Source organism: Geomicrobium sp. JSM 1781026 (assembly GCF_041949955.1).
Lineage (GTDB): Bacteria > Bacillota > Bacilli > Bacillales > Marinococcaceae > Geomicrobium_A.
On the sequence record NZ_JBHFQF010000003.1, the window covers coordinates 256,148 to 281,352 of the forward strand.

Genomic DNA, 25,205 nt, shown 5'->3' on the forward strand with positions numbered 1-25,205 from the left:
ATTATGTGGATGCTCCTGCAGGTGTGTACGAGCGATATTCTTTGCCAATAATGTCTTTGGCGATGACCATTTGATTGGCTTGTGCTGTACCGTCGCCAATCTCTAGACCAATCACATCACGTAAACGTTGTTCAAGTGGCATCTCTTTCGTGTATGCGTAATGCCCATTTAAGAGTAAACATTCATGAATGGCCTCTTGGCTATACAAAGGTCCGAGCCACTTTACCGAAGCCGATTCTTTTGAATGTTTTTTATTGTTATCTCTTAGCCATAACCCGCGATACGCTTGCCATTTGAGCATTTCTAGCTTGGAATAATGCGTCACGATTGGAAACGATACGCCTTGATACGTCGCTAGTGCCTTACCAAACGTTTTTCTCGTCTTTACATGTTCAATCGTCTCATCAAGACTTTGGAAAGCGGCGCCCACACATTGGAGACCAATGAGCAATCGACTAAGGTCAAATCCATTCATCACTTGCGCAAACCCTTTGTTCTCTTCACCAATTAGATGATTCGCCGGTACGCGTACATCATTGAAGTACACGGAGCCACGCCCAATCGCTACGTTGCCCATATCTTCGTATCCTCTGCTATCCACACCTTCCAAGTTGGACGGCACGATAAACGCACTAATTCCTCGGTTCCCAAGAGACGGGTCGGTCTTCGCAAACACAATAAACGCATCCGCTTCCGTCGCAACGGAAATTCCTGATTTCTCGCCATTTAAAATATAATCATCACCGTCTCTAAGCGCCGTTGATTTAATGCCACCAGCATCCGTACCCGCATCCGGCTCCGTAATCGCAATGCCAAATATACTCGTCCCTTCAGCAAGCGGCGGCAAATACTGATCCTTTAGCTCTTCACTCGCATGAGACGCAATGATTTCCCCGATGAGCGCATTAAGCATCACCGCATACGTTAAGTTAAAATCTCCCCGGCCAATTTCTTCAGCGGCAATCCCTGTCGTCACACAGTCCGCCTCACTGCCACCATATTCCGCAGGAATACGCAAGCCTGTAATGCCAACATCGCCGAGGCGCTTCCATAGGTGTCGCGGTGTAATCCCTTCGCGATCCCATTTTGTATAATTGGGGAGGAGCTCATCTTTTGCTAAATCTTTGAGCATCCTTCTAAAATAATCTTGTTCTTCTGTAAACGAAAAATCGAGCATCGCCATTTCCTCCTTTTTATCGCTGCTCATAAAAACTGCAAAGTTCGTGCCAGTTTCTCAACCTTGGGAAACCGGGATTTCCTCGATTAGCCATTCGCATAGTTGCGAACTTTTTCGCGAATGTGAGAATCAGATGTGCAAAAGGCAAAAAAAAAGCATAAGGAATGATCCTTATGCTTGAACGTTTTTAATCTACATTGTACTTCGTCATCTTGCGATACAAGCTTGAGAGGTGGATTCCAAGCTGAATCGCTGCCTTTGATCGGTCTCCACCTGCACTTTTCAACGCTCGCTGTATCGCTTCTTTCTCGGCGCTTTGCACAATTTCATCGAGACGCTGGTGCGTGTTTGAACTCTCAACAACGCCAACAGCCGTCGGATGGTTAGCGGCAGTTGAGAACGATACATGTTCGTGCTCAAGCCAGCTTCCTTCTGTAATGTTCATCCCCCGCTCGATAAATGCACGTAATTCTCGGACGTTGCCTGGCCAATCATATGCGAGCATTTGTGATTGTAGTTTCGGGGCAATATCCTCAACGTCGCGTCCGAGCATATGATTGAAATGTTCAATGAACGTGCGGGCAAGCGTCATTAAATCCCCTTTTCGCTCACGCAACGAAGGAACGTGCAGATCAAATACGTACAGTCGATAAAACAAGTCTTCACGGAACTTTCCGGCTTGGACGAGTTGCTGCAAATTTTTGTTCGTAGCGGCGATCACGCGGATGTCCACATTCACACTGTGCGTACCGCCTAGTCGCTCAACTTCTCGCTCTTGTAACACGCGCATGAGCTTGCCTTGCGACAAATAACTTAGTTCTGAGATCTCATCTAAGAATAGTGTTCCATGCTGGGCGAGTTCGATCTTCCCTGGTTTTCCACCCTTTTTCGCTCCACTAAATGCCCCAGCCTCATACCCGAAAATTTCAGATTCGAACAACTCGTCAGGGATGGCCACACAGTTTACCGCAATAAAAGGGTGATTACTTCTCGAACTGCTCTCGTGAATCGCTTGAGCAAACAGTTCTTTCCCGGTTCCACTCTCTCCACTTAACAACACGGTTGAATCACTCGTCGCAATTTTGGCAGCCAATTCTTTAACGTTGACTAACGCTTCGCTTTCCCCAACGATTTCACTCATCGTCGAAGAGCTCTTCTCTCGCTTCGCCCGAAACGCTGCATAGTTTCTCGCTACCCAATCTTTAAAGTTGCGTCGGTCAACTTCGTCAATTCGAAGCAGCACGTAATAAACACGGCATTCTGACTGCTCCACCATTCGAAATAAGCAAGCAACGTCGCCAATTTGACCTGCTATGATTTCACGATCAGCTTCTTGCTCATGAATTAATTGGTGGATATATTTCCCTAAACAACTCTCTTTATTTTCTAAAAAATGATCGCAAAAAGATTGACTCACATCAATAATCTTCCCTTTTGCGTCTGTGTAAACAGCTCCTAACGTCCCGCCTTCATGAATAGCACTCATCACTGTTCCACTTTCTCTGGAAGCAAAAAGACGACGACTTGACCTTTAATAACTTCTTTCTTTTTGGAGTTCCAACACGTCACTTTTTGTGTAATCCATTTGCGTTCTTCATTAATGTCAATGACTATCAACTCTACAGTAATTGGATCATGAATATGTACAGGTGAATAATAGACTAAATCTTTTTGGACGAGAATACACGGAACGCCAGGTAGCTTCGTGCTAATCACTTGTGTAATTAAGCTTTCTGCCAACAAGGCAGGTAGTATCGGTTCTGGATAAACGTCGGTCCACTCATTGTGTTGCTCGGTGTACACAGGCGAATAGTCTTGTGTCAGTTCCATACTTCGAATCACATCTTCTTCGGTGAATACACGTGTCAGTTGCGCAGTTTGACCATGAGACAGCCTCATCGTTTCTCTCCTCTCGATTTTTCCTCCAGTATAGCATGGACAAATCGTAAGAGTGTCAAGTGGCGCAGATTAAAAAAGGGGCACATCCCAATGGTGATCCTTGGGACAGCCCCGATGCTACGATGTTTAGTACTTGACAACACCAATTAGTAACATGAGTGCAACGATGGTTGGGATGACGAGAAATAACCCTGTCACCATAAAGGTGTTTGGCCACCCGTGGTCTTTCTCTTTTAGGTGCATGAAGTAGTACAACTGCAAGAACATTTGAATGACAGCAAGCACGATGATAAAGCTAACCGCAAAAGCAGCAGGCAAGAGGTCAGCGCCAACAGCGACAAACGCGAGCAGTGTGAGAACAATCATAAACGCAAAAGCGATATACTGAATGCGCTGTTCTTCACGATTCTTTCTTTGGTCCTCTTGAGTCATGGCACTTTTCTCAAAGGGTTCCGATAAGTTGTCGGCCATAGTGATTAACCCCCCATTCCCATAAGATAGACGACTGTAAAAATAAACACCCAAACGACGTCAATGAAATGCCAGTAGAGACTAAACGTATAAAATTTCGGTGCGTTTGTCAGTGTGATCCCAGCGTTGTTGTAACGTATCAATAGTAGAATAATCCAGCCGAGACCAAATACGACGTGAGCACCGTGCAGCCCGACAAGAGAATAAAACGATGAGGCAAACGCACTCGTTGTAAACCCTAAGCCGTAGTGTACGTACTCAACAAACTCATAAATCTCGAAGCCAAGGAAGGCAAGACCTAACAGTGTAGTCATCCACAACCACAGCTTCATTTTCTTAAATTCGTTTTTTCTCATCGCAAACATGGCAATCACGCTCGTCAATGAACTCGTTAATAAAATCATCGTCATTATAAAAACGAGAGGCATGGAGAAGATGTCGGCGGCTTCAGGACCTGAAGCCGTACCGTTTCGAAGACCGAGATACGTCCCGAAGAACGTCGCAAACATCGTCACTTCCCCAGAAAGAAATACCCAAAACCCAACAAACTTGTTCTTTCCTTCGGTCGTTGCTCGTTCCGGGTGAGCGGGCAACCCTTTCGAAAAATCAGCGGTTTCGCTCATCTGCCAACGCCTCCTGTTCCATAGCTTCGATGTTTTCTTTCGTAATGTGATACCCGTGATCTTCTTTCCAAGAATGCATCGCCATGGAGCCAAACATTAAAACCGCACCGATACCGACGACGATATACGGGTTAATCCAGGCGTCCATATGCAACATAATTAAACCAAACCCAACGATGAATGAACCTAGCGCGATGAGAAACGGGAAAAACGAGCCGTTTGGCATATGCACGTCACCGATTGGCTCTGCAGGTTTCATCGTTCCATCCCCGTGCACTTTCTCATAAAACAACGGGTCTAGCGACCGAACTTGCGGCGTTTGCGCAAAGTTGTACTCTGGAACAGGTGTATGGGTCGCCCATTCTAAAGTTCGACCGTCCCACGGATCATCGACCGGCTTGTCTGGTGCTTTCATTGCCGAGTAAACGACGTTGATGAGCAAGATGATAATCGCGACCCCTTGCATGTATGATCCGATGGAAGAGATTAGGTTCATTCCGTCCCAACCTTGATCAGCAAGGTATACGTTCACCCGTCTTGGCATCCCAATGAGACCCAAAATGTGTTGTACAAAGAATGTCAGATGGAAACCGACATAAAAGATCCAAAACATTATTTTCCCGAGCGTTTCATTCAAACAGTGCCCGAACATTTTCGGATACCAATAAAACGTTGCGCCTAATAGACCGAGAACAATCCCACCGAGAATAATGTAGTGGAAGTGGGCAACGACGAAATACGTATCGTGGTATAGGTGGGTCACTGGCGCCATTGCTAACATCACCCCGGTGACCCCACCAAGAACAAAGGTCGGTACAAAGGAGGACGCACAGAGCATCGCGGTCGTAAACCAAAGTTTCCCGCCCCACATCGTGAACAACCAGTTAAAGATCTTGATCCCCGTCGGAATCCCGATAATCATTGTTGCCAATGCAAAGATTGAATTCGTGATTGGCCCTAAGTTCAACGTAAACATGTGGTGAACCCATACCATAAACCCGAGAAACCCGATAATGATCGTCGCAAAAACCATCGCGGTATACCCGAATAATCGCTTCTTTGAAAACACAGGAATGATTTCTGAAATCATGCCGAATGCAGGCAATACAAGAATGTATACTTCCGGGTGACCGAAAATCCAAAAGATGTGCGGCCAAATCACAACATTCCCGCCCTCACTCGGAATAAAGAATTGTCCACCAAACATACGGTCAAGCATTAATAACGCAAGACCGGCGGCAAGCGGAGTGAACGCGAACACAATGAGCATGCTCGTCACAAACGATGTCCAGCAAAACAATGGCATCCGAAGCATCGTCATCCCAGGTGCTCGCATCGTAATCATCGTTACGATAAAGTTAATTCCTGATATGAGCGTACCGAGCCCGGATATTTGTAAACCGAGCACATAAAAATCAAGTCCTATGCCTGCGTAGTCTCGACTCGACAAGGGGACGTAGGCCGTCCAACCGGCATCAGGACCGCCCCCAAAAAACCAGGAAAGACTCAATAATAATCCTCCAAAGAAGAAAAACCAAAACCCTAATGCGTTTAAAAATGGGAATGCCACATCACGGGCACCGATTTGCAGTGGAATCATGTAGTTCATAAATGCAAACAAAAGCGGTGTTGCTGCTAAAAACAGCATAATGGTTCCGTGCATCGTAATAAATTCGTTGTACGTTTGACCACTTAAAATTGTACTTTCTGGATACATGAGCTGAATGCGGAAGATAATCGCCATCAACCCAGCTTTACCAAAGAATAGCGTTCCTGCCAATAAGTATAAAACTGCTATTTTTTTGTGGTCTACTGTCGTCAGTAAATCCCATAAAACACTCTTTTTCAGCGTTTCTGCAGCCTCTCTAACCACTCGATTCGCTCCCTTCATGCAAGTCTTGAACAGTTTGCCCCTAGCGACAACCATTATGCATACGAGAATTGAACAAAAAATAACCTTCCTCAATGCGCGCAAACATTGAAGAAGGTCATCATTAGAGAAATTCATCCCATAAAGGGACCAATCCTTGTGGTCGCCTTGACGTTCTCACATCAAGACAGTAATAGTATGTAATGATTCCCAGATATTTATACGTGTACGTTGTCCACATGATATGATATAAGAAATGCAAAAAGAGGTGATCGGATGTTACCGACGATTGCAAAACGAATGAACGACGTTCAATTTTCTAAAATTCGGGAACTATCGGAAAAAGCAAGACAGTTAGACGCCTCCGGCGTGCCTGTGTACAGCTTGACGCTCGGTGAACCCGACTTTGACACCCCAGAACCGGCACAAAAAGCCGCCATCAACGCAATGCGTGATGGGGATACGCACTATACACCGAATCATGGCATTCCTGCACTTCGAGAAGCGCTCGCTCAAAAGTTACTTAACGATAATGGCATTCGTGCCGAAGCCGATGAAATTATTGTTACAGCTGGAGGAAGCGAAGCGGTGCTTAACACCCTACTTGCCATTTTAAACCCTGGCGATGAAGTATTAATTCCGAGCCCGGCTTGGCCGAACTACGAGTCTGCTGCGCACCTTGCTGGTGCGACTCCGGTGCACATCCCGCTCTCAAAAATCGACAAGCGGCTAAGTGTCGATTTCAAGACGATTGAGGCCCACATAACGCCAAAGACGAAAATGCTCATCGTAAATTCGCCGCATAACCCGACGGGACTCGTGATGACTAAAGAAGAAATCCACCAGCTTGCCAATATTGCCAAGAAACATAACTTGATTGTACTTTCTGATGAGATGTATGAGAAAATTATCTCTGACGGCACTGAGCACGTGAGCATCGCCAGCTTACCTGGCATGGCTGAGCGGACCGTTACAGTGAATGGATTTTCAAAAGCGTATGCGATGACCGGATGGCGCATCGGCTACTTGCATGCTCCAAGTCCTTTATACCAAGGCATTTTCCGGGTACATCAATTTAACACAGCCTGCGTACCTGCATTCACACAAAAAGCTGCGCTTGCAGCAATGGAACGTGCAGGAGATGTTCTTGAATACATGCGTCATTCATTCGCACTAAGGCGAACCTTGCTTGCCGATGCTCTTTCCGGTACTGAACAGCTACAAGTCATGGAAGCGACCGGCGCCTTTTATCTTTTCGTTCGCGTCCACCATCAAGAAGCGAACATTCGCGATTTTGCGTTGCGCTTACTTGAGGATACTGGGGTTGCGACGGTACCGGGCACTGCCTTTGGAGACGCTGGTGAAGGATACTTGAGACTTTCATATGCCGCCTCTGACGATGTATTATTAGAAGCAGCGAAACGTCTCGTCAACTACGTTTCCCACTAAAACCCGCACGGAGGCTCGTATGGATCCACAGTTACGAAATGGAATGCTTATGGTTTTTATCGGTATGGTTTTGTTATTCACGACATTAATTATTGAATATCCATTGTGGCTCTGGGCGATGGTGCTTGCCACAAGCTTTGTTGTGGCGTTCATCGGCGCACGAAACTTATGGTTATTTATTAAACGGTCCTAACAAAGCGGCGGTGGCGACGTGCCCCCGCCGCGTTTTTGTCATCGATTGCAGTATGTACAAAACGTATAGCCTTGCTGCACGTAAGACGCACACTCTTGGTCAATGGATGTGAACTGCTTATCTTCGTGTAGGATGTGTTTGTGGTTACATTGATCGGTAATAAAACGTGTTTTGTGTATAATTTTGTTGTGATGGTCGATAAGATACGGATTCACAATACTTCCCTCCAAATAAAAAACTTTGTACACTGCAAAAAAAAGCCGAAAAGGAGTCTTCTCCTTTTCGGCTTATGTCCGACGCTATCGTCCGGCGCATTCCCACCTATGGTTTCAATGTAAATATAATGTAGCTTTTATCTCGTTGAAAATCCCAATCCACAAAGATATCCTCAACACCTCGTTTTAGAATTTCTTCAAAACCAGCTGCATGTAGCAGTTTCTTTTCAAGGTGTCTCTTTGTAATCTTAAGATGTTCTTCAAAACCTGTCCGAATCAGTTCCTTTTCAATCGTCACAAGAATTCCTTCACGAAAGACGACAAGCGTGCGATCGTTGGCAAAAAACGACTGAACCGATCGCGGCTGCTTCTCCGCCTCTTCGGTCACTCTGCAAATGGCCTCATGGACATTATCTTTTTCAGGGTAGTCGTCTTCTTCTTTTAATTCATTGGCATTAATCCTTGCCAAAATAATTCCTGAACGATTTGAAAGAGACCAGTCATAATACAATTCGTCTATTTCAGTATCTAGCCGTACCCGAAGGGTCGCTTTAATATCTGGCAATAATTCTTCCATTAATAAGTCTCTCGTTTCCTCAACCATCACGTTCTGATGTTTCGAAACGAGCACCCGCTCCATCGGTGCTAGAAAGTCTCGTAAATGAATAACAACATAGTCGGCTTTTATTGAAACGTAAACCGAAGCCGGTCCTTTACCGAAATTATCACGAAATAACCTTCCAATGTAACTGGATAGTTCAGATTGTATCGATTTCTCCATCGTGCTCATCCTTATTAGCTGTAGACAAAAACATTATTTTTTTCGTCCACTTAGTATTGTACGTGCATTAGTCAGAGCTGTAAAGCTCTAGAACATCTTCATAACACGCCTATACTATTCCCCTAGGCCTAAAGAGATAAACCAATTGTTAGTGTGGGTAGATGATTGAATTTCATGACTTTATTTACTCACATAATAAACGCAGATTTAGTAATAGTATTATTTATTAAATTACACACTAGGACGATGTTGCACTTGTAGTCTGGACTGCATAGTAGACACGGTGGCAGGGGTTCGCCACAGATGTCGCCCTTGTGCTCTGGAGTAAAAGCATCGGCCTACAGCGGAAAAAAACAACCAACTGTGTAAATTAGGAAAATGTGCAGTTCATTTCAAATAGATCAATTTGGGCGTGATCTAGATCACCAATCTCCTAAAAATATCCATATAATCACTCAATAGAAGTGTTTATGAGGCAAACAGTTCTTCAACATTGTAGAATAGCGATGTAAATTCAAATTGGACTTCTTTGCCTATTTTCATATTAGCAATCCCCGCTAGCACGGTCGCTCAACTCGATGCGAAAGCACGTGTGATGTTCATCTTCTATAGGTTAAGAAAATCATTCGTCTACAAGATAAGGATTGATAATGGGATTTAGCAGCGGCTTTTGAATCTAATTCAATATCTTCCACGAACAAAGTATTGCCACAAGACCGCGGGATGAAAGTCTTACCATAGCTGGTTTCATGGTAAGATTCCCTTTATTTTACGAGGCGTTTTGCTAAAAATCCTCCCATAGAGACAAGAAATCTTACCATAGAATAACCCATGGTAAGATTTCATCAAAAAACGCTAGCAAATTCGAGAATATCCTCCCATAGCGAATCACTACCTCATACAAATCCTACAGCGTTTATGTTAACGAGCAGTTGAAGTAATGTTCACTTCAAATATAAGAATGGGGGCGATGTTTCACTGATCTGAAGGATCACTCGTTTCAGCTAAATAAAATTCATCCATAATCTTAACCTTTTAACTTATGCGCTTATTGACTAATGCTTCTCTTTTGCACACGTCGTACGAAAACGCAACTCTCTCTGGCAGTGAATCACAGTGAAAGCTTTGAAAAACCCTATTTGATCGCATTTAACAAAGGCGGCAAATAACGAATCAAGTCATCTGATTGGTCTGATACGAACGTGCGCAGACTTTTCCGGTCCGCCTTTACCGATATGATCTCCATCAGTTCGGGCTCATTACCAGCCCTTCGTAGTCTCGTTTGATGCGCTTCAAAAAAGGATACAAATTCGTCTTTTCGCATCGGTATGTTAATTTCATAGATCACCGCGACCCATACATATGCTTCTGGATACACGAGGCAAAGAGGTCCAATAGACGTCACGTGCTCCATCATTTTTGTGGAAAGTCCGACTTCTTCCAGAACTTCTCGTTGAATGTTCCCAACAAGATCGATTTCACCGTTCACGACATCCGCATCATCAATTCCACCGCCGACACATTGGATTATGCGTGGTTTTGCCGTATGTTCACCCATCCTCCCGAAAATTAAATAATTATCTTTCGTGCGAATGAGTGCTGCCGGCGCTAAGATCGTGCAAGCCTCTTGCGGGTGTAACGTGCTGGACTTTGCATACAGGTGATGGGCGTAATCACTCGCTTTCATTGCGATGACGAGTTCGTCATTTGTATGGTGAATCGAATCAATGATGAAAAGTTCACCGCGAAAGAACTTGCCATCAGCATTTACCCGCTGCCAATGGGCATCCACCTGCTCTTGTGTAGCTACACTTAATGGCTCAGCGTCTTCGTTAATCGGCACATGAAATTGTGTTGGAACCGGAACAATGTTTAGTGAATGATCCCTCATACCATTTACCCCCTTTCAAAAAAGTTTTTCCTCCTTCCCAAAGTGGCGACTGTTCGAGTTGCCATCCGAGTTGGAGTAGACGGTGTTCTTGTCCTGTTTGCGTCATTACTTGTACACCGAGAGGCATTCCTTCAGACGTCTTGTACACCGGCAATGAGATCGCTGGTAACCCCGTCATGTTCGCAAGTTGTGTAAACGGAGAATACGTTAGGCTCGGCAAAAACATTTCATAAACTGCTTCAAACAGTTGTTCCGTTGACTTCTCCACAGATTCATACAAACGTTCAACTTCATTGTGAGTGTACGTCAACTCCCCAACACGCGGTGCGGAAAACGCCGTTGTTGGTGTGATGTACAAATCAAATGTATCTTGAAACCTTACCATACGGGCTTTCGCTTGATCCCAAGCCGATAGGCTACTCGCATAGCGAGCTGCGGAAAGTCTGTCTCCTAAATGACGCAACAGCCACGTCTCTACTTCAACATCCTCTCGCGTTACTGATCGCCCTAAGTCACGTTCTATTGAAGATAGTAGGGCAGCCATCTCACCAGCGTTCATCGTATAGTATTGTTCCATAAGCGTTGTGCCTTCAATGTCCGGACCGCATTCTTCAATGTAATGACCTTCTGCTTCTAACCAACGTACAACTTGACGTACAGCCTGTTTCGCGGCTTCTGAGACTGGTGTCCCGACAGGGGAACGATCGCTCCAAGCGATCCGAAGGTTTCGCTTTTCGGTTTTTGCCATTTGCTTCTCAAAACTTCCTTCATATATGGGCGTATGAAATGCGGCTTCTTTTTGATATACCTGAAGCTCATCCAACACTCGTGCGCTATCTCTCATAGAACGAGATAAAACAAAATCTATGGCCGCCCCTTGCCATTGCCTTCCTACCCCTGGACCGACGGGTATCCTCCCTCTTGTCGGTTTCAAACCAACAAGGTTTGTAAACGATGCTGGGATTCGAATCGAACCTCCCCCATCGCTCGCTGCAGCAATCGGTACAATCCGTGCTGCAACAGCTGCTGCAGCACCCCCACTAGATCCCCCTGGTGAGAATGCCTCTCCCCACGGGTTGCGGCTCGGTCCATAAACCTTAGGCTCGGTAATATTTTTTAAGCCGAATTCTGGCGTGTTTGTAAAGCCTGTCATCATAAAACCTGCTCGCTTGAGTCGACTAACAAAGTGACTATCTCTTTGCGCGATCCGGTGTGAAAGCAACGCTGACCCAGCCGTTATCGGTTCTCCTTGTATCGTATGTGATAGATTTTTAAGTAGTAACGGCACTCCGGCAAACGCTTCATTTTGAAAGCGACGTTCCTTCGCTTCCTTCCGCGCCCGGTCGTATCGCTCCTTCACAATTGCATTCAGACCTGGGTTCACCTCTTCTGCACGTGCAATGCTCGCTTCTACTAACTCATTTGCCTCGACTTGCCCCGTTTGGACGAGAGACGTCAGCCCAACCGCATCGAAGTTTGTATATTCTTTCAATTCTCTTCACCTCACACCGAATACTCGATCTATTTGCGATTCTATTCCCTTCTTTCAAGAGAGAGAAACAACTTTAGGTCATAGCTCCTGAGTTATGTTACAGCCATATCACAGTCAGATGACACCGTGATTTTCTAGATGAATCCGGGACTATTCTTAATCCTCATGCTTGACGCCAAACAGTTATTGGTAGATATTTCTAGATTTATCATCCAGATAGAGTAGGATGAGCAACCTATTTTAGTCGGTTTTTCATTATACACCAATAATAAACATTTGAATGCTTAATCCAAACGTAATGGTTTTTAATGTTGTTGTGATGGCACGTTTATCTTTGGTAGGTATACTGACGAGTGATGTCAATTGTACAAAGAATAAAGGAGATCATCTATGCTACTCATCGTCGCAACTTGCTTATTATCATTACTGGTCTTTGGCATTATAGAAAGCCATAAACACAACAAAAACGTTTCTTCGATTCCGATACGCATCAATATAAATGGTGTACGCGGAAAGTCTACAGTCACCCGCCTCGTGACAGGTGTTCTTACAGAGGCAGGGCTTAAAACGGTAGGAAAAACGACAGGAACACAGGCAAGAATGCTTTATTGGTATAGTGGTCAAGAAGAACCAATTGTTCGCCGCCCAGAAGGCCCAAACATCGGAGAGCAAAAACATGTGATGAAACAAGTCGCCAACCAAGATGCAGAAGCCATAGTCAGTGAATGCATGGCTGTCACTCCTGATTATCAGGTCGTTTTTCAAGAGCGGATGCTCCAAGCGAACATCGGTGTCATCGTGAACGTACTTGAAGATCACATGGACCTCATGGGGCCAACTCTAGATGAAGTGGCCCACGCCTTTACCGCCACCATCCCTTACGATGGTCACCTCATCGTCAACGACAGCCCCTACGTTCCGATGTATAAAGAAATTGCCGAGAAAAGGAACACCCGAGTCATTGTGTGTGACACAACCAAAATTCCTGAAGCCTACTTGCTTCAGTTTGACTATATGGTCTTTCCAGAGAACGCGGCACTTGCTCTTGCCGTCGCAGAAGCGCTCGACATTGATCGCGAAACAGCGTTTCGAGGCATGCTCAATGCTTGGCCTGATCCAGGATCATTACAAATCATGCCGATTGACCTTGACGATTCAACCCCTTCTTACCTCGTAAACGGCTTTGCTGCCAATGATGCGGCGTCAACCATTAATATATGGGACCGGGTAAAATCACTCGGTTACCCAACCGATGATGCGGTCATTATTATGAATTGCCGAAGCGATCGTTACGAACGCACAGAACAATTCGCAAGCGACGTATTGCCGTATTTGCCGTGCAGAACACTCGTCACCATCGGGGAAACGACGAATCCAATCGCTGCTGCGTTCGATCGTGGAGAGATTCCTGCAGACCAGTTCCTGAACTTAGAAAGCTACGACACCGCCGACATTATTGAAGAAGTACGCCCTTATATGAAAGACACCGTCATTTATGGCGTCGGCAACATTCACGGAGCTGCCGAGCCGCTAACAGAAGAGCTTAGAAACATGCAGAAAACAAATGAAGAAAAAATCGCAGTCCTACAATAAACAAACGTTTGATTAAGGAGACTCACCATGGATATCGCAGAAGTAACCGTCGCCCTCGTTGCCGGTGTGACACTCAGCTTATTTTTCGCTGAGAAAACAGGCATTGTTCCTGCCGGACTCGTTGTCCCAGGGTACATTGCACTCGTCTTGACCTCACCGCTTTACGCAACGTCTATTTTATTTATTAGCTTTGCAACGTACCTCGTTGTCATGCACATTATTAATCGCTTCACGATTCTCTATGGTCGTAGAAAGTTCGCGGCCATGCTTCTAACCGGCATTATACTCAAGCTAGCATTTGACACCGTGTTTAATTTCACACCTGCAGATGTTGGGAATTTGCAAGCGATCGGCTTGATCGTCCCAGGCCTTGTCGCGAATACCATTCAGCGACAAGGATTTGTAGCAACGATGGCAAGTACAACGCTATTAAGCGTAGCTACATTCGCGATTCTGCTTGTGTATCAACTATTGTTTGTCTAAAAAACAGGAGGGAATACCATGCAACAATCATTACCACTTAAAGAACGGTGCGTGCGTGCAGTAAAATACCAGAAAAAAGATGCTTCCGTTCAGACGATGATTGCGTTTGTCGCCACTCTACTCGTTTTGCTCGTTTTCATGTAGGAAAAGGAAGGGATCGTAATGAATCGAAGCCGAACCGAAACGATCATCGTCATCGTTCTCCTCCTCGTTGCGGTCGTTCTTTTGAGTTTAAATTTCACGAGCGATGAGCGAGATCACGAAGAAGATCGGACCGAAGTACCCGAAATGGAAACAGACACCCCATCAAATTCACGAGTAGATGGCGTCGGGGTCGCTACCGACCACCCTGTAGCGACAGAGATTGGAATGGAAGTTCTTGATCAAGGGGGGAACGCAGCTGACGCCGCTGTCGCCATCTCTTATGCCATCAGTGTTCTTGAACCTCAAGCATCAGGCATCGGTGGTGGCGGTCTGATGCTTGTCCATGCACCTGAAGAACAGGAACCCGTCGCTTTTGATTACAGAGAGACCGCACCGAATCAAAACAATAAACCAGACCCGGGCATTGGTGTGCCCGGGTTCGTCCGTGGCATGGAAAAGGTAAACGCGAACTACGGATCACAACCGATCGAGGACCTCATGGAGCCTGCAATAGAACTCGCCATGGACGGAGTGGATGTTTCTTATACACTTCATACTCACCTACAAAATGCGTACTCCCATATTGAGCCACAGACCGCAGATGTTTTCTTTCCAGGAGGTCGAGCAATTGAGCCTGGTGACCCGCTCGTCCAAGAAGAGTTAGGGCGAACACTGAAAACCATTCAAGAGGAAGGACCTGGTGCGTTTTATCATGGGCCGATTGGGGACCGGATCATTACACGCATTGACGGGTTAGGTCGTGAAGATTTGGCAGGATATGACGTCCAAGTTCGCCACCCAGTGCGTGCGACTTTTGCTGGAATGGATGTATACGCGGCGCCACCCCCTGCAGGGGGGACGATGCTCGTGCACGCTTTGCAAATGGCGGAGCGTTTGTCGCTTGACGCCTGGGCGGATAACCCATCCGAATTTATAAAAAGAGTCGGAGGGATTGCCCGCACCGCTTACGAAGACCGGGTTCAAACGATCGGTGATCCTGCATTTGTAGACGTGCCGCTAACGAACATCTTGGATTCGGATTACGCGGATAACCTTGCAAAAGAATTCCTTGAAGATACCGGTAAAGACCCGCTTCCTGAAGATATGGAAGGCGGAGAAACGGATGGGAACACGACGCATTTTGTAATCGTTGATGAGGATGGGATGATGGTCTCAGCGACGAACACACTGAGTAGCTTTTTTGGGTCGGGAATATACATGGACGGATTTTTCTTAAATAACCAGTTGGACAACTTTTCAGCGAGCACAACGTCTCCGAATCGCTATGAACCTGGCAAACGACCGATTAGCTATATTACCCCGACGATTATAACAGCTGATGGACAACCAAAAATCGGCATTGGAAGCTCTGGTGGCCGCCGCATTACGTCGACACTTACGCAAGTGCTCGTCCGCCACTTGTTAATGGATGAACCGATTGAAGATGCCATCGAAGCGAATCGATCATTCTATGATTTTCACTCCCCAACGATATCTGTTGAAGGTCGCATCCCTCCAGACGTCACCGAATCACTTGAACAAGAAGGGTATACCGTTGATCACACGAAAAGCGCCATTTACTTTGGCAGCGTGCAAAGTATCGTTGTCGATGACGAAGCCGGGATTATTACTGGCGGAGCTGATTCAAGAAGAGGAGGAGAGTGGGATGCCCACTAACCTCCTCTTCTTATTCTCTCTACAAGCTAAAGCAGCTTGGGCAACCTGAATGGCCTTTTTTTCGCAAGAACAAGGTCCGGTTTGTTCGATTCATTCATTGATACCACCTTCGTTACCACTTCTACTGACAAACTGACAGCTTTAACACGCCCGCCGGGCCAAGAGTCTTGTCCTACCTTCTCGCTTATTGGTAATCAACGCTTCAACGGTCTTGAAATCCAGTCTGCTACTAATCGATCGTTTCTTCCATTTAAAAATATGGCTCCGTTAACGTTCAATGTTGATATTACTCCAAAACAGAAATTACCTAATTTATGGAAATTATGTTTTTGGAATGTTTGCTTCTTCAACTAACCGACATATTAGTTGAAGTATATTCTAGTTTTCAATACATTTAATCGAAAAATTCCCCCGATTGCGGAAAAGCCTTTATGTTTTCTTATTGAAGTATGGCACCCGTTTCAGCTAGCTCAATATTCAGATATATAGAACCATCAAATCCTCATCGAAATACTTCCCATTAAATTTCAGGGCATTTCGTTCTACACCATAGACCTCGAATCCTACGGACTTGTATAACTTCATTGCGGATTCATTTACAGATACAACTGTTAAGTTTATTTGTTCTAAGCCAATACAATTTTTTGCATTCCTTATAAGTTCAACCATAAGTAATTTCCCTAAACCCTAGCCTCGACCTTCCGGTGCTACATACATCCCGAAAACATTCCCTTTATGATTGGTTTTAAGGCTGTCTTCACGCATAAAAGTAACAATCCCAACTAGCGAATCACTTTTATTAAAAGCACCTAGAACAAATTTATCTTTCGTTTGCTTTAATCGCTCTACGACAGTTTCAATTGGGGAATTTACTTCTCTTTCATGTGTTGAACCAAATGCTTCTGGATCGACTTTTAATCCACTTAATCGCAATTCTTGGTACAGCTGGGAATCAGACTTATTTAAAATACGAATATCCATTAACTGTTCACCTTAGTCCCTTTCGTTCACTTTTATCATACAAGTTATTGAACTAAACTGCACCGTTAGGTGAACAAACAGTAATGGTTATATCGTAAAACTATATAAGTTGAACTAAAGAATTCCTTGGAGAACCAATGGCAAACCAACCGTTAACAGCAAAAGCTCAACGTCATTGGAAATCGATGTTATTCGTTCATAGTAGATGCAGCAATGGATGGTTTCTATGAACACCGTTTAGTGTCACAATTAAGGACCTCTAGTAAGACAACTCCCCCCCATACAATGCCATTGATTAGAACGAAAGGCGGTAACGCCTGCGGAACAAGGGTCGAGACGAGCCCCCGCAGGTTATCATATTTTCACTGAAAAAAGGAAATCGAAAATATATAACAATGTTTCGTTTGCTATAAATAGAAAATCCCACGTAGACCCTGTCTATGATGGAATTTGCTTCAATGAGGAACAATTTTTAGCCGGAATCCCCACATAGAAAGGCCATATTCCCACATAAACGTTTCTATGATGGGATAATTGATGATTGCAACGCTCGATGTAGTTAAAATCCCCACATAGGACGGACCCACTGGTTCGCGTTAACGAGCAGTTTAGAGAGTGAGACGCATCTTTTCAGTCACCTCGCCGTAAGACTTAAGAGTCTAGCTAGTCCTCCGCTGCATAAAAGAAAACACGGGGGGTGTCTCTTCGCCACCGATGTTGCACTTGTAGTCTGGACTGCAAGCATCCGCCTGTAGTGAAAAGCAACAACCAACAGCGCAAATCAGGAAAACTACAGCTCACGCTATGTAGATAACGTAAGCCAAGTAATCTTCTTTAATAATCATGCTCGAACGCCCCATGACGAAGACCGTTCACACCACGGATGTTCTTTACATTCAATGCCGACTGAGGTTGATCGACGTTTTATGACCATGATGGGGTGCGCACAAACGCTAAACATGTGTGCAAATTTTGCTTCCTTTTTTCAACATCTAAAGAATTCATACGTGCTAAACTGTGAGGAAGGAGTGTTCACCATGACCGTATACCGAAGAGATCATCTAATTTATCTTGCCTCTGTTTTTTGTTTCTGGTTGGCTACTTATATTTATGTACCTGTGTTTAGCTTATATTTAGAAAATATCCGTTTTTCATATGAAGCCATTGGCATCATTCTCGGCAGTTACGGTGTGCTCCAAGTGGCCTTACGCTTCCCTCTTGGGGTACTCGCAGATCGGCTGTTATTCTTACGCAAATGGTTGTATGTATCAAGCTTTGCGATTGCGATTATTAGCGGCTTGATCCTCGTATTCTTTGAATCGTTTACGATGGTACTCATCGGTCGACTTTTAGCAGGCATGACCGCAGCGATGTGGGTTATGGCGACGATCATGTATGCCCAATATGTGAAAAAAGAGAATGCAGGAAGAGCAATGGGTGCCATGCAACTGTTTACCGTCCTTCCCCAGTTTGCAAGCATTCTAACTGCCGGCTTTCTCGTTGAATCGCTCGGATGGCTTTCGCCGTTTTGGGTAGGCGTTGCCGCCTCTTTCATCGGGTTGCTTTTAGCCGTATCAATTAAAGTGATCCCCGCCTCTAATGAAGAAAACGTTCGGTATTCGATTGGAGAGTATGTCACTCGTACACTGAAAACGAAACAACTGCTCCCAATCAGCACGATCGCTCTCATTACACACGGGCTAATGTTTATTTCCATCTTTGGTTTTACACCGAACTATGCAGCAACCCTTGGCATTTCAGAACAAGCCATCGTCTTGTTAATGACGGCGTTCTTTCTGCCACATGCCGTTGCATCACTCATTGTGACTGCGTATCATTTGAACCCGCACACAGAGCGTATTGTCATTTTAACTTGTATGGTATTAGCTGCTGTCATGTTCTTCCTTGTGCCATTTACGAATAGCTTATGGACACTATCCGCAACCCATTTCTTGATTGGTCTAGCACTTGGGTTCGTTCTTCCGATTTGTCTTTCACAAGTTGCAAGACTTGCACCAGATTCTTTAAAAACATCGGTGATGGGGTTTTTCCAATCGTATTATGCCGCAGGCATCTTTTTAGGACCGTGGATTGCCGGAATGGTCGCAGAAGCGTTTCAACTACACGCGGTATTTGTCTTCGCAAGTATTGTTGCAGTAATAGGTAGTATGATTACCCTCTACCTTATCAACGATCAACGGCAACGTGTTGCAAGAGATTAGTCTTAAAGACTCTTTTACTGATGTGTACATTCAGATAAAGTTACTTATCCGTCAAACAATTACGACTCAAAAGAGAAAACCTGTCCCATATGTCATTTGAAATACAAGGTTTCTCCTTTTGAAGTTGAGCATGATCCACAATTTCATAACGATATCTTCATCTTCATTTGTTGAGAGCATTTGAGGAGAACGAATCATGTTTAGTGCAACAGATTGGATTCGCTTGTTTATGGCTGTGTTAATCATCCTACCACTTGCAACAACCATTCGAGAGATGGGCTACTATTTAGCGGCGACCCTTTTACGGAGTAAGAAAAAGAAGCTCATTATCGGAAGCGGGCCCATATTATTCACGATCCCAACCGTAGAAGTCCGGCGATACTTCTTCATGTATTCATGGATGGAATACGAAGAACTAACGCTGAAAAGCCGCTTTTGGCACGGCTTCATCTATGCCTCTCCTATTATTACGACAGGAGTTTGTGCCGTTGTTTTGAATGCACTCGTACTGGAAGGAGTACTTGAAGAAAACATCTTTTGGAGCACATTTATTTTCTACTGTTTCTATTATGTTTTCTTTGACATCGTGCCCGTCTATTTGCCCGACGGCCAGCCGACAAACGGCCGGGCAATCTATGATTTAATCCGGCACGGAGAACGGTCTGATTTCAAAAAACAAGACGCCGAACGTTCTTATACAGCGTCGCAAGAAGAAACGATGCAAAATCGTGATCGCGATGAGCAAATGCAAGGAGATCACACGAATCCACAACAAAGCGAAACGCATCACGCGCACCGATCACACACCGAAACACAAGAAAAAACGAAAATCAACCGCGACCGTGATGAAAGAAAGCGGTCCGATCATACGAATTGAAAACGATGAGAGGCACCATACAGCCTCTCATCGTTTTTCTTTTTTCCCAATATCACTTCTTTAACCTCTCACTTCAAGTACTTTCCGCATGTAAAACAAGGCACGTTCATGCGCTTGCTTTTTTTCATAATGATTAACGAGCATTTTCAGTGCATCGACATATACATTTGTATGTGACACATCTTTCAGTGCATTAATGCCGTCATCAACGAGCGGTTCACTAGCGGGCTCGTAAAGCCCACGAATAATCGAACAAACTGCTTTGGTTTCCGAACAACCGAGTTCGTCTGCTCTTGCTTCCGCCCCGAGCAAGCGCTCTTTAGCGACAATATGATCATCAACCATATAACAAACTTTTGCTAACATGGCTTCCGTATTCGCACCAGCTGCTGATTGACGATAGTGATCATCAACGAGGGCAAGTTCTAGGTGCGGTTTTGCTTTTGCGTAGTTTTGTACTCGAATCCAGTATAGAGCAATGGATCGTCTGACGATCGGTTTCGTATGAGGAAGCTTTTCAGCATCGATGAGCACTTCTTTTAAAACTTTACTTGCTTCTTCGTGCTCGTCCACATGTACGTGGCTATCCGCTAGACAAAGCTTTGACTCAATCGTCTTGCGTAAGTATGCTTTTTCTTGTTCAAAAGAGGCAACCGCGTGCTGAAAAGCCCGCTTGGCAAATCGATGCATTCCAAGAGCATCATACGATTTCCCTAACCGAAACTTAAATTCCGCCCGTTCAATCTTGTCTTCAACATACATGAGCATCCGTTCCGCATTGCGGTAACGGTCAAAAGCATCTTCAAATTGTTCTTTATAGTAGTAGAAGTCTGCCATCATAAATTCAGATAAGAATTTCAAAAAGTAATCCAGCTCTGAATGCTCAGCTATGGCGAAAGAATAGTATGGATTTTTTTCTTGAAATTGTTTCACGAGCATTTCGTGTTTGTACGACACTAATTGGTAAAATGTAATGACCTTATGGTCTTGTTCCATCTGCTTTAATAAAGGGGAAATCGTCGCTTTCCATTTAATTGATTTATTTAGCTGGTACGAAGAAACGGCTTGATACCATTTGTTGATCTTGCCACCTACTTCTTGTGGTGCATATGCCTCTGGCATGTTCAGCCCTCCGAGAAAACACTAAAAGTTTAGAATAGTATAACACAATGTTCTCTCTCGTCCTATAACGTTTTTTCCTCACTCATCACACTGTCTACATACCGCTTTAATACTCTAGCACCGATGACACAGTCTTCTAGTGACGTCCATTCCTCAGGATGGTGGCTAACCCCTTTTAAACTCCGCACGAAAATCATCCCAACGGGCATCTGTGTACCCATGACCATTGCATCGTGTCCAGCACCACTTGCGATTTCAATCGCTCGATACCCTTCCAATTCAATCGCCGAGCTAATGTTTTGTTTTATTTCCTCGGCAACAGGAACTGGCTCAATGTTCAACGTTTCTGTAAACGTGACACATACATCGAGCTCATCCCCTGCTTGTTGTGCAACCTCTTTTACAGCTTGAAACAGTTGGTCTCTAGGTTCACGGTGAATATCTCGAACATCAACAACAAGGGTAACTTCCCCAGGAATTACATTCGACCCATTCGGCGACACATCGAGCTTGCCGACAGTAGCCACAGCAGTATCACTTACTCTAGTAGGTAAATCATAAACCGCTCGTACAAATTGCGAAGCAGCAACTAAAGCATCTTGTCGATCAGTCATCGGTGTGTTGCCAGCATGTCCTGCTGTTCCTTGAAATGAAATGCGCCAATATCTCGGTCCGGCAATACCAGAAACGATACCGACGGGGAGGTCTTCTCGCTCTAACACTTTTCCTTGTTCAATGTGAAGTTCAATGTAAGTCGTTCCGTCTTTGAACTCTCTTTTCGCTTGCACAAATTGTTCGATTGAACTTCCTCGCTCGTGCAGCACGTCTTCAAATGATTGCCCCGCCCCGTCTTTCAGCTGTTTTTGCACATCAAGATCTGCACCACCAATCATTGCTTGGCTGCCGAGCAAACCGCTTTGAAATCGGCTTCCTTCCTCTTCTGTAAAGACGATAATTTCAAATGTGCGAAGAGGGGTAACCCCTGCCTCCACCCAAGACTCAGCGACTTCTAATGCCGATAAAACACCAAGTGGTCCATCAAAGTGTCCGCCATTCGGGACACTATCCAAATGAGCACCACTGATTACCGCTGGAAGTCCCGGGTTTTTCCCTACTACCTTCCCGATGACGTTTCCTGCTCCGTCAAAACGAACTTCCATACCAATAGCTTTCATCCATTCGGCAACTTGTTTCTTTGCTTCCCATTCCTCATCAGAAAATCCAGGCCGGTGACTACCCCCGTCGTCTGTCTCACCAATCTTAGATAACGTGTGCAGTCTCTCCGCCATTCTCATTCCTGATATACCATCACGATCATACTTTTTGTTATAGTCTGATAATAATATCTCCCGAAAGCTTTTCATAATCCCTCTCCTTCAGCGTTTATTGTAAGAATTTTCATACATTATATCTACCTGCACTCGTTTTTCTTTCTCTATTATCTATTTTCTCAATTTTTTTGATTCTATTCTAATATAATGCTATGATAACAAATATTATGAAAGATTTCACAGAAAGGAGCTTTACGAACATCTTAGAAGAATTTACTAGAGGGGATTGGATCCGATGAAAAAAACATACAAAACAATTGCTGGAGGGTTTCTAGCGGTAACGATGCTTGCGGCTTGTTCAAGCGACCCAGAAGAAACGAGTAGCGACTCAAGCGCAACAGAAGGTTCTGAATCATCAAGCGAAGGTGGAGACGCTGTGCTTGCCATGGGATCTGACGCTGTCGATCTTGACCCACACGGCTCTAACGATACGTCTTCCAGCCATATTCGCACAAACATATATGAACGATTAGTCATGCATGATGAGAATACAGAACTTCAGCCTCATTTGGCAGAAGAATTTGAACAAATTGACGATCTTACTTGGGAATTCAAACTCGTGGAAGGCGTTACCTTTCATAACGGGGAAGAGTTTACTGCAGATGACGTAAAAGCAACACTTGAGCGTGCGGTTGCACCAGAAACGGCGAACCCACGTGTGTTTCTTTATGAAATGATTGAAGACGTAGAAGTTGTTGATGACTATACCGTTCACATCACAACAGAATATCCATTTGCGCCATTACCTGCCCACCTTGCCCATGACGGTGGTGGAATGATGAGTGCCGTTGCCATTGAAGAAGAAGAGAACGGCGAGCGCAACTTAGATATCGACCCGATCGGTACTGGACCGTTTGAATTAGACAATTGGGATCAAGGAAATGAAGTTGTACTATCGAACTATGCAGATTATTGGGGCGGTTCTGTTCCACTGGATTCCGCAACCTATTCTGTCGTAAGTGAACAACTCACAAGAATCGGTATGCTAGAAACGAACGAGGCGCATATCGCTGACGATGTTGACCCTACAAACGCCGGCACACTAGAGACGATGGATGGAGTTTCACTCTCCACTGTGGAAAGCTTGCGGTTGGATTACTTGGGCATGAACAATGAGGTTGAGCCATTTGATAACGTGGACGTGCGTCGTGCCATTACGAAAGCAATTGATAAATCGACCATTATTGAAGGGATCTTCCAAGGATATGGTACAGAAGCGGTCGGCCCAGTAAACCCGCTCGTAAATGGGTATAGTGACGGCATTGAACCGTTAGAATATGACCTTGAAGAAGCACAATCGATTATGGACGAAGCAGGATACGAAGACGGATTCTCTGCGTCACTTTGGTATGAAGAAGGCGACCAAGTAAGCAACCAATTAGCGGTCGTTATTCAAGACCAACTGAGCGAAATTAATATCGATGTAGACCTTCAGACGGTAGAGTGGGGTTCCTTACTTGACGCTACAGCTAATGGCGAGCACGACATGGTGCTCCTCGGCTGGACAACCGTAACAGCCGATGCGGATTACGCGCTATATTCAGTCTTCCACTCTGACATGCACGGCGGTTCAGGAAACCGTACGTTCTATACGAACGAAGACGTGAATGAGCTGCTTGAAGAAGGCAGAAGATCGACAGATGAAGACGAGCGCATGGACATTTATAAAGAAGCACAACAAATCATTATTGACGAAGCCACAATGGTCCCTACCGTACACGACGATTTCCGCGTAGGAGTCTCGGATACGATTGAAGGGTTCATACACTATCCAAACGGCGTGTTCGACTTACGCGAAGCCCGTATTGTTGGCGACGGTGTCGAGAGCGGATACTAATGACAAACCATAGAAGAGTACGGGGTGCAGAGCGTCCTGTGCTCCTCTTTTTTATACTGTCACACATATTTTAGAAACCGATCTTTCATTACCTGAAGCGTCTCATCTTCACGTTGGTCCCATATGTGTTGGTTAATAATCTCCACCTCAATCGGGCCTCCATACCCGCTTTTTTCTACAGCCGCGCGAATGCGAGGAATATCAATAACCCCGTCCCCCATCATTGCCCGCGCTTTAAACACATCCGGCAGCGGGACTTTCCAATCTGACACGTGGAAGCCGAGAATTGAGCCATCGGCACGTTGAATTTCTTCATATAGATTCACATCCCACCATACGTGAAACACGTCCACGACGACACCGACTTGTTCGGAGCCAATACGTTGCTTTAATGCGTTTGCCTCGCCAAGTGTCGTAATGACCGAACGATCGGCCGCATACATCGGGTGGAGCGGCTCAATACCGAGCTTCACACCATGTTCCTCGGCGAAAGGTACAATTTGCTCCATCCCCTCTCGCACCCACTTCCGACTTTCACTAAGATTATGACTACTCATACCTCCACAGACGAGGACGAGTACATCTGTACCTAATTCTGCCGCTTCTTCAATCGCCCATTTGTTGTCTTCAATATTCGCCTTGCGCTCGCTAATCGTCTCCGCTGGGAACATCCCACCTCGGCAAAGACTGGACACGTTTACACCTGTATCTCGAAGCAAAGCCTTCGTTTCCGTAAGGCCAAACGCTTGCAGCTTGTGACGCCAAATCGAGATGTGTGAGATCTCATAGCGCTCACACCCTTTGATCGCTTCTTCAAGCCCCCAATTTTCCGTCGTAATTTGGTTTAAACTTAGCCTTTGAATCATGACGATCGCCC

The 25,205-nt window shown here is 45.0% G+C and carries 22 protein-coding genes and 1 pseudogene; 9 read left to right on the top strand and 14 right to left on the bottom strand.

Going from position 1 to position 25,205, the window contains the following annotated elements:
* Position 1: 1 nt before the first annotated feature.
* The 6 genes from ACE1TF_RS06575 to ACE1TF_RS06600 all read right to left on the bottom strand — a co-directional run bounded on the left by ACE1TF_RS06575 (position 2) and on the right by ACE1TF_RS06600 (position 6,043).
* Positions 2-1,177 (bottom strand): acyl-CoA dehydrogenase family protein, encoded by a 1,176-nt coding sequence (locus tag ACE1TF_RS06575; protein ID WP_375015347.1) that lies wholly within the window; start codon positions 1,175-1,177, stop codon positions 2-4.
* 187 nt (positions 1,178-1,364) lie between these two features.
* Positions 1,365-2,663: a sigma-54 interaction domain-containing protein gene (locus ACE1TF_RS06580; RefSeq protein ID WP_375015349.1), complete on the bottom strand. Its 1,299-nt coding sequence runs from the start codon at positions 2,661-2,663 to the stop codon at positions 1,365-1,367.
* The gene (locus ACE1TF_RS06585; RefSeq protein ID WP_375015351.1) at positions 2,663-3,076 is read right to left on the bottom strand and encodes a hotdog family protein; all 414 of its coding nucleotides are present in this window, start codon (positions 3,074-3,076) and stop codon (positions 2,663-2,665) included. Before ACE1TF_RS06585 ends, ACE1TF_RS06580 begins: the two co-directional genes overlap by 1 nt.
* 126 nt (positions 3,077-3,202) lie before the next feature.
* On the bottom strand, positions 3,203-3,547 hold the full coding sequence (locus tag ACE1TF_RS06590; protein ID WP_042397152.1) for a cytochrome C oxidase subunit IV family protein: 345 nt from the start codon (positions 3,545-3,547) through the stop codon (positions 3,203-3,205).
* A gap of 5 nt (positions 3,548-3,552) precedes the next feature.
* Positions 3,553-4,170 (bottom strand): cytochrome (ubi)quinol oxidase subunit III, encoded by a 618-nt coding sequence (locus ACE1TF_RS06595; protein WP_042397149.1) that lies wholly within the window; start codon positions 4,168-4,170, stop codon positions 3,553-3,555.
* Positions 4,154-6,043, bottom strand: a complete 1,890-nt coding sequence (locus ACE1TF_RS06600) for a cbb3-type cytochrome c oxidase subunit I (RefSeq protein ID WP_375015354.1) — start codon at positions 6,041-6,043, stop codon at positions 4,154-4,156. Before ACE1TF_RS06600 ends, ACE1TF_RS06595 begins: the two co-directional genes overlap by 17 nt.
* Positions 6,044-6,316: 273 nt before the next feature.
* On the opposite strand from ACE1TF_RS06600, the gene ACE1TF_RS06605 reads away from it, so the two are divergent.
* Positions 6,317-7,489, top strand: coding sequence for a pyridoxal phosphate-dependent aminotransferase (locus ACE1TF_RS06605; RefSeq protein ID WP_375015356.1), 1,173 nt, complete (start codon positions 6,317-6,319; stop codon positions 7,487-7,489).
* A gap of 19 nt (positions 7,490-7,508) precedes the next feature.
* Positions 7,509-7,682 carry a hypothetical protein gene (locus ACE1TF_RS06610; RefSeq protein WP_193744625.1) on the top strand — a complete coding sequence of 58 codons (174 nt, stop codon included), beginning with the start codon at positions 7,509-7,511 and terminating at the stop codon, positions 7,680-7,682.
* Between the two features lie 321 nt (positions 7,683-8,003).
* Here the strand turns inward: ACE1TF_RS06610 and ACE1TF_RS06615 are convergent, their stop codons facing one another.
* The 3 genes from ACE1TF_RS06615 to ACE1TF_RS06625 form a co-directional block, all read right to left on the bottom strand.
* Positions 8,004-8,678: a Na-translocating system protein MpsC family protein gene (locus ACE1TF_RS06615; RefSeq protein ID WP_375015359.1), complete on the bottom strand. Its 675-nt coding sequence runs from the start codon at positions 8,676-8,678 to the stop codon at positions 8,004-8,006.
* 1,135 nt (positions 8,679-9,813) lie between these two features.
* Positions 9,814-10,569, bottom strand: coding sequence for a hypothetical protein (locus ACE1TF_RS06620; protein ID WP_375015361.1), 756 nt, complete (start codon positions 10,567-10,569; stop codon positions 9,814-9,816).
* On the bottom strand, positions 10,511-12,061 hold the full coding sequence (locus ACE1TF_RS06625) for an amidase family protein (protein WP_375015363.1): 1,551 nt from the start codon (positions 12,059-12,061) through the stop codon (positions 10,511-10,513). Before ACE1TF_RS06625 ends, ACE1TF_RS06620 begins: the two co-directional genes overlap by 59 nt.
* Before the next feature lie 390 nt (positions 12,062-12,451).
* On the opposite strand from ACE1TF_RS06625, the gene pgsB reads away from it, so the two are divergent.
* The 4 genes from pgsB to ggt are packed head-to-tail and all read left to right on the top strand — an operon-like array spanning position 12,452 to position 15,958.
* The gene (gene pgsB, locus ACE1TF_RS06630; RefSeq protein ID WP_375015365.1) at positions 12,452-13,654 is read left to right on the top strand and encodes a poly-gamma-glutamate synthase PgsB; all 1,203 of its coding nucleotides are present in this window, start codon (positions 12,452-12,454) and stop codon (positions 13,652-13,654) included.
* Between the two features lie 27 nt (positions 13,655-13,681).
* Positions 13,682-14,137, top strand: coding sequence for a poly-gamma-glutamate biosynthesis protein PgsC (gene pgsC / locus ACE1TF_RS06635; protein WP_375015367.1), 456 nt, complete (start codon positions 13,682-13,684; stop codon positions 14,135-14,137).
* Positions 14,138-14,155: 18 nt separating this feature from the next.
* On the top strand, positions 14,156-14,281 hold the full coding sequence (locus ACE1TF_RS06640; protein WP_255357825.1) for a hypothetical protein: 126 nt from the start codon (positions 14,156-14,158) through the stop codon (positions 14,279-14,281).
* A gap of 18 nt (positions 14,282-14,299) precedes the next feature.
* Positions 14,300-15,958, top strand: coding sequence for a gamma-glutamyltransferase (gene ggt, locus ACE1TF_RS06645; protein WP_375015369.1), 1,659 nt, complete (start codon positions 14,300-14,302; stop codon positions 15,956-15,958).
* A gap of 477 nt (positions 15,959-16,435) precedes the next feature.
* Here ggt and ACE1TF_RS06650 read toward each other — a convergent pair.
* Both ACE1TF_RS06650 and ACE1TF_RS06655 read right to left on the bottom strand, forming a co-directional pair.
* A pseudogene (locus tag ACE1TF_RS06650) lies at positions 16,436-16,633 on the bottom strand (GNAT family N-acetyltransferase); the annotation flags it as partial.
* A gap of 12 nt (positions 16,634-16,645) precedes the next feature.
* Positions 16,646-16,939 carry a hypothetical protein gene (locus ACE1TF_RS06655; protein WP_375015371.1) on the bottom strand — a complete coding sequence of 98 codons (294 nt, stop codon included), beginning with the start codon at positions 16,937-16,939 and terminating at the stop codon, positions 16,646-16,648.
* 1,037 nt (positions 16,940-17,976) lie between these two features.
* Here ACE1TF_RS06655 and ACE1TF_RS06660 point away from each other — a divergent pair.
* Positions 17,977-19,161, top strand: coding sequence for an MFS transporter (locus ACE1TF_RS06660; RefSeq protein ID WP_375015373.1), 1,185 nt, complete (start codon positions 17,977-17,979; stop codon positions 19,159-19,161).
* Between the two features lie 196 nt (positions 19,162-19,357).
* Positions 19,358-20,038 carry a hypothetical protein gene (locus ACE1TF_RS06665; protein WP_375015375.1) on the top strand — a complete coding sequence of 227 codons (681 nt, stop codon included), beginning with the start codon at positions 19,358-19,360 and terminating at the stop codon, positions 20,036-20,038.
* A 60-nt stretch (positions 20,039-20,098) separates the two neighbouring features.
* Here ACE1TF_RS06665 and ACE1TF_RS06670 read toward each other — a convergent pair whose 3' ends face one another.
* Together ACE1TF_RS06670 and ACE1TF_RS06675 are read right to left on the bottom strand one after the other, a co-directional pair.
* On the bottom strand, positions 20,099-21,160 hold the full coding sequence (locus ACE1TF_RS06670; RefSeq protein WP_375015377.1) for a response regulator aspartate phosphatase: 1,062 nt from the start codon (positions 21,158-21,160) through the stop codon (positions 20,099-20,101).
* 62 nt (positions 21,161-21,222) lie between these two features.
* Positions 21,223-22,524, bottom strand: coding sequence for a Zn-dependent hydrolase (locus tag ACE1TF_RS06675; protein ID WP_375015379.1), 1,302 nt, complete (start codon positions 22,522-22,524; stop codon positions 21,223-21,225).
* Positions 22,525-22,726: 202 nt separating this feature from the next.
* Here ACE1TF_RS06675 and ACE1TF_RS06680 point away from each other — a divergent pair, with 202 nt between their 5' ends.
* Positions 22,727-24,328: a glutathione ABC transporter substrate-binding protein gene (locus ACE1TF_RS06680; RefSeq protein ID WP_375015381.1), complete on the top strand. Its 1,602-nt coding sequence runs from the start codon at positions 22,727-22,729 to the stop codon at positions 24,326-24,328.
* A 59-nt stretch (positions 24,329-24,387) separates the two neighbouring features.
* Here the strand turns inward: ACE1TF_RS06680 and ACE1TF_RS06685 are convergent, their stop codons facing one another.
* Positions 24,388-25,194, bottom strand: a complete 807-nt coding sequence (locus ACE1TF_RS06685) for a sugar phosphate isomerase/epimerase family protein (RefSeq protein ID WP_375015383.1) — start codon at positions 25,192-25,194, stop codon at positions 24,388-24,390.
* Between the last annotated feature and the right edge of the window lie 11 nt (positions 25,195-25,205).

Excerpts from the sequence above, each read along its gene's own strand:
- ACE1TF_RS06605 (WP_375015356.1), top strand. The coding sequence starts at position 6,317 with ATGTTACCGACGATTGCAAAACGAATGAACGACGTTCAATTTTCTAAA.
- ACE1TF_RS06585 (WP_375015351.1), bottom strand. The coding sequence starts at position 3,076 with ATGAGGCTGTCTCATGGTCAAACTGCGCAACTGACACGTGTATTCACC.
- ACE1TF_RS06640 (WP_255357825.1), top strand. The coding sequence starts at position 14,156 with ATGCAACAATCATTACCACTTAAAGAACGGTGCGTGCGTGCAGTAAAA.
- pgsB (WP_375015365.1), top strand. The coding sequence starts at position 12,452 with ATGCTACTCATCGTCGCAACTTGCTTATTATCATTACTGGTCTTTGGC.
- ACE1TF_RS06615 (WP_375015359.1), bottom strand. The coding sequence starts at position 8,678 with ATGGAGAAATCGATACAATCTGAACTATCCAGTTACATTGGAAGGTTA.
- ACE1TF_RS06590 (WP_042397152.1), bottom strand. The coding sequence starts at position 3,547 with ATGGCCGACAACTTATCGGAACCCTTTGAGAAAAGTGCCATGACTCAA.
- ACE1TF_RS06610 (WP_193744625.1), top strand. The coding sequence starts at position 7,509 with ATGGATCCACAGTTACGAAATGGAATGCTTATGGTTTTTATCGGTATG.
- ACE1TF_RS06575 (WP_375015347.1), bottom strand. The coding sequence starts at position 1,177 with ATGCTCGATTTTTCGTTTACAGAAGAACAAGATTATTTTAGAAGGATG.
- ACE1TF_RS06675 (WP_375015379.1), bottom strand. The coding sequence starts at position 22,524 with ATGAAAAGCTTTCGGGAGATATTATTATCAGACTATAACAAAAAGTAT.
- ACE1TF_RS06665 (WP_375015375.1), top strand. The coding sequence starts at position 19,358 with ATGTTTAGTGCAACAGATTGGATTCGCTTGTTTATGGCTGTGTTAATC.
- ACE1TF_RS06670 (WP_375015377.1), bottom strand. The coding sequence starts at position 21,160 with ATGCCAGAGGCATATGCACCACAAGAAGTAGGTGGCAAGATCAACAAA.
- ACE1TF_RS06660 (WP_375015373.1), top strand. The coding sequence starts at position 17,977 with ATGACCGTATACCGAAGAGATCATCTAATTTATCTTGCCTCTGTTTTT.
- ACE1TF_RS06685 (WP_375015383.1), bottom strand. The coding sequence starts at position 25,194 with ATGATTCAAAGGCTAAGTTTAAACCAAATTACGACGGAAAATTGGGGG.
- ACE1TF_RS06680 (WP_375015381.1), top strand. The coding sequence starts at position 22,727 with ATGAAAAAAACATACAAAACAATTGCTGGAGGGTTTCTAGCGGTAACG.
- ACE1TF_RS06595 (WP_042397149.1), bottom strand. The coding sequence starts at position 4,170 with ATGAGCGAAACCGCTGATTTTTCGAAAGGGTTGCCCGCTCACCCGGAA.
- pgsC (WP_375015367.1), top strand. The coding sequence starts at position 13,682 with ATGGATATCGCAGAAGTAACCGTCGCCCTCGTTGCCGGTGTGACACTC.
- ggt (WP_375015369.1), top strand. The coding sequence starts at position 14,300 with ATGAATCGAAGCCGAACCGAAACGATCATCGTCATCGTTCTCCTCCTC.
- ACE1TF_RS06620 (WP_375015361.1), bottom strand. The coding sequence starts at position 10,569 with ATGAGGGATCATTCACTAAACATTGTTCCGGTTCCAACACAATTTCAT.
- ACE1TF_RS06655 (WP_375015371.1), bottom strand. The coding sequence starts at position 16,939 with ATGGATATTCGTATTTTAAATAAGTCTGATTCCCAGCTGTACCAAGAA.
- ACE1TF_RS06580 (WP_375015349.1), bottom strand. The coding sequence starts at position 2,663 with ATGAGTGCTATTCATGAAGGCGGGACGTTAGGAGCTGTTTACACAGAC.